At 32.3% G+C, this 2,976-nt stretch carries 3 protein-coding genes; all 3 read left to right on the top strand.

Translation table 11 applies throughout. The features are described from left to right. The coding region (locus F6K13_RS26310; RefSeq protein ID WP_287288890.1) for a DUF1822 family protein at positions 1-1,000 on the top strand (1,000 nt) is incomplete at its 5' end. Between the two features lie 51 nt (positions 1,001-1,051). Further along, positions 1,052-1,198: a hypothetical protein gene (locus F6K13_RS26305; protein ID WP_287288888.1), complete on the top strand. Its 147-nt coding sequence runs from the start codon at positions 1,052-1,054 to the stop codon at positions 1,196-1,198. Between the two features lie 604 nt (positions 1,199-1,802). After that, a complete protein-coding gene (locus tag F6K13_RS26300) occupies positions 1,803-2,771 on the top strand; it encodes a tetratricopeptide repeat protein (protein ID WP_124146690.1) in 969 nt (322 codons plus the stop codon). The last annotated feature ends 205 nt before the right edge of the window (positions 2,772-2,976 follow it).

Here is a 2,976-nt window from a genome sequence, read left to right as displayed (position 1 = left end):
AGTTGTGGAAGTACAAGAAGAACTAGAAAAAGTTGTGATTAATAGTTTTATTTCTTATGCAGATTTAATGGGCAATAAAACACAGCTTAATCTACTGCCAGATGAAGATTGGAATTATCAAATTCCCTGGAGTTGGTTTGATACAGAAATAGATAATTTATTACTTTATCTTCGTTGTTTGGATATAGCAGGAATTGCCTTGCCAGAGGTACAACCTAAGTCAAATAATTTAGCTGCAGCTAAAGCTGAATTAACAAAATTATTACCTCAGCTATCCGCACAAAATTTATGGGAATCTTTTAACTGGGAACAGGGAAAAACTATCCTAACTAATTCTGAGTTATTAAATTGGATATATAATTGGCAATTGCAAATAGATATAGAGGAGGGGAATATTCCGAATAATTTAGTAGAAATTACAGAAAATTCAGAAAATTCTTTAAGTAGTCTGAGTAAATATTTACCAGATTTACTTAGTATCTTGACTGAACCTACAATTAATGTGGGGCGTTGGTTAAAGAATGAATTAGATGATTTTGCCAATGAATTATCCTGGGTTTTATTGCCAGAATTATCGGCACTATCTCCCATGAGAGGAATATCTTCTCCTACAGAAGAAATTGCTGGAATTATCAGAGAGTTGCCCAAAAATGGTGTATATATTCCTCCTCATGCTAGGGTTGCTTATCACGATTTATTATTAGCTGGAATTCCTTTAAGATTGTATGCTTTAACTTGGTCTTTAGTCTCAGATTCAACATTAGAATGGATGTTGCTATTAATATTAAGTACGCCTACAGGGATGGGTTTACCGGAAAAAATAAAATTGCGGGTTAGTGATGCAACGGGAATTTTAGTTGAACAGAAATTAAATTCCAATGAGGATGATTTTTATATATTTACTAATGTTGTAGGAGGTTGGAATGAGAAGTTTATTGCTACAGTTTATTTGACACCAGAAAATCAGGAGACTTTTCCTCCTTTTGAATTTAATCCATGATTTTGATCGGTTTGGCGTTATCAAATTTTGCAACAATAATGCTAAATCATTTTGAAGAAGGAAAAAGTGGATGGGATTTGTAGACACGAAGTGGCAGGTCGAAGACTATCCCCAACCAATTATGGACGGTGGAGTATTAAACCTATAAAGAAAAACATAAAAGTTGTTGACGAAATTGAGTGGGCAAATAAATATTGAGTTATTCTAACTGAGAAAAAGTTTGCTACAAATTTTTAGGTGAGGAAACCTTCGGATAGACAACTTAAATGTATCAACCCATAGCATTTTTTTTAGATATTTATTATCTATTAATCCGTTTAATTGCACATAGATCCAATTTAAACTGATGGGTCATAGGGAATAGTAAAGTTTTTAGCAATACTAACTAAATATTTAAGGGTTTAGCATCCTATACTGACTACTAATATACAGTTATAATTAGGCTCGTAGTTGGGCTTAAGCAATAATACTAAGGACTAGTGTAACAATAACCATTACAGTTTTTTTGATGGAAGCTAATTTCACAGTTGATCCCAGATAAAATTTGTACAAATTATTTTTACATGACTCCTAAGTATTGTAAGGGCTAGAGCAAAACTACGAACAAAAACTTTATTATAAGTAATTATCCGCTAGTATAGCTCCCCGGAGGGGGCACATGATACAATAAGTAACAATTATTTTTGTACTACATTTTATCTCCACAATGTAGTGCAAATTTCTGCATAACCTGCCAACTTTGAGAAATAGAGTAGTTTACAACCGGAAAATTACCAGTATTGTTCTGGAGGAACTACTTATCGTGTCCACTGCTATCTATTCCGCAGAATTAAAACAACTATCTCAAACAGGCGATCGCTTATTCGATCTGGGACAATTTGAAACTGCATTAAATACTTTTCAGGAAGCGTTAAAAATTGTGCTCACATCTGAGCAACAAATAAATATTTTAAACCGTATTGGATTAGTTTATCGTCGTCTGGAAAAATATGATTGTGCCTTAAAATATCTCAATTTAGCCTTGCAACTTGCTCAAGAAATTGGCGACCAAAATCGAGTTGTAATGATTTTGAATGATATTGGCGAAACTTATTGTTTGTCTATAGAATATACTTCTGCCTTAAGATACTATGCTCAAGCTTTAGAAATTGCCCAAGATTTTTGTAATTTATTAGGAATGGGTATAATTCTTAATCACTTAGGCGAAATATACAATTTACTAGGGTTATTTGAACAAACTCTTAACTGTTGTCAAAAATCTCTAGAAATTTTCCATAAACTTGAAAGAAAATCAGAATTAGATAAATTAGCTTGCCAAACTAACATTGCTACAGCTCTTTATAATATAGGAGAAGCTTACTTATGGATCGGTCGATATACCCAAGCAAAAGAAATCCTAGAACTTACTTTAGCTATTCGTCAGAAAATTTGCAAAGTAACTTTGAATAAATTTAGTCAAACTACAGATTCTTTAGATAAAAATATTCTCCACAATAATTATCTTAATAGCAAAAAATTATCTCAAACAAACCAACTACTCCAACAAGAAAAAATTTGCTTCAGTCAAAGTATTATCTCCCAATATAGAGCAGAATTAGCCAATACTATGAATTTAATCGAGAAAGTTTATTGCCATATAGGTCAACAGCAAAAAGCAGAGAAGTATCGTCAAGAAAAACTTGAAATTTGGGAAAGTTGTGGTGAAAAATCTGTAATCTACAATACCTATATTTTGCCCTTTTATTTAAGATTTCCTTGTCATTATGCGTGAAAATAAATTATCAGATTAGTTGGCAATACTATTACTTATGCTAGTATATAATCTATCCGTGCATTAATCAAAAAGTTCGGCGTTGGTCAATCAAGAGATGAAACTTTAAGAGTAGTCTGTTTCTGATACCTCTAATATATTTTACCAAAGTAAGTGATGGGTCTCACCCCTAGTAAAAAATCATTTTACCAATTACCAACGCCGA

Source organism: Okeania sp. SIO2B9, assembly GCF_010672505.1.
Classification (GTDB): domain Bacteria; phylum Cyanobacteriota; class Cyanobacteriia; order Cyanobacteriales; family Microcoleaceae; genus Okeania; species Okeania hirsuta.
This window is presented reverse-complemented; position numbering and strand designations above follow the sequence as displayed.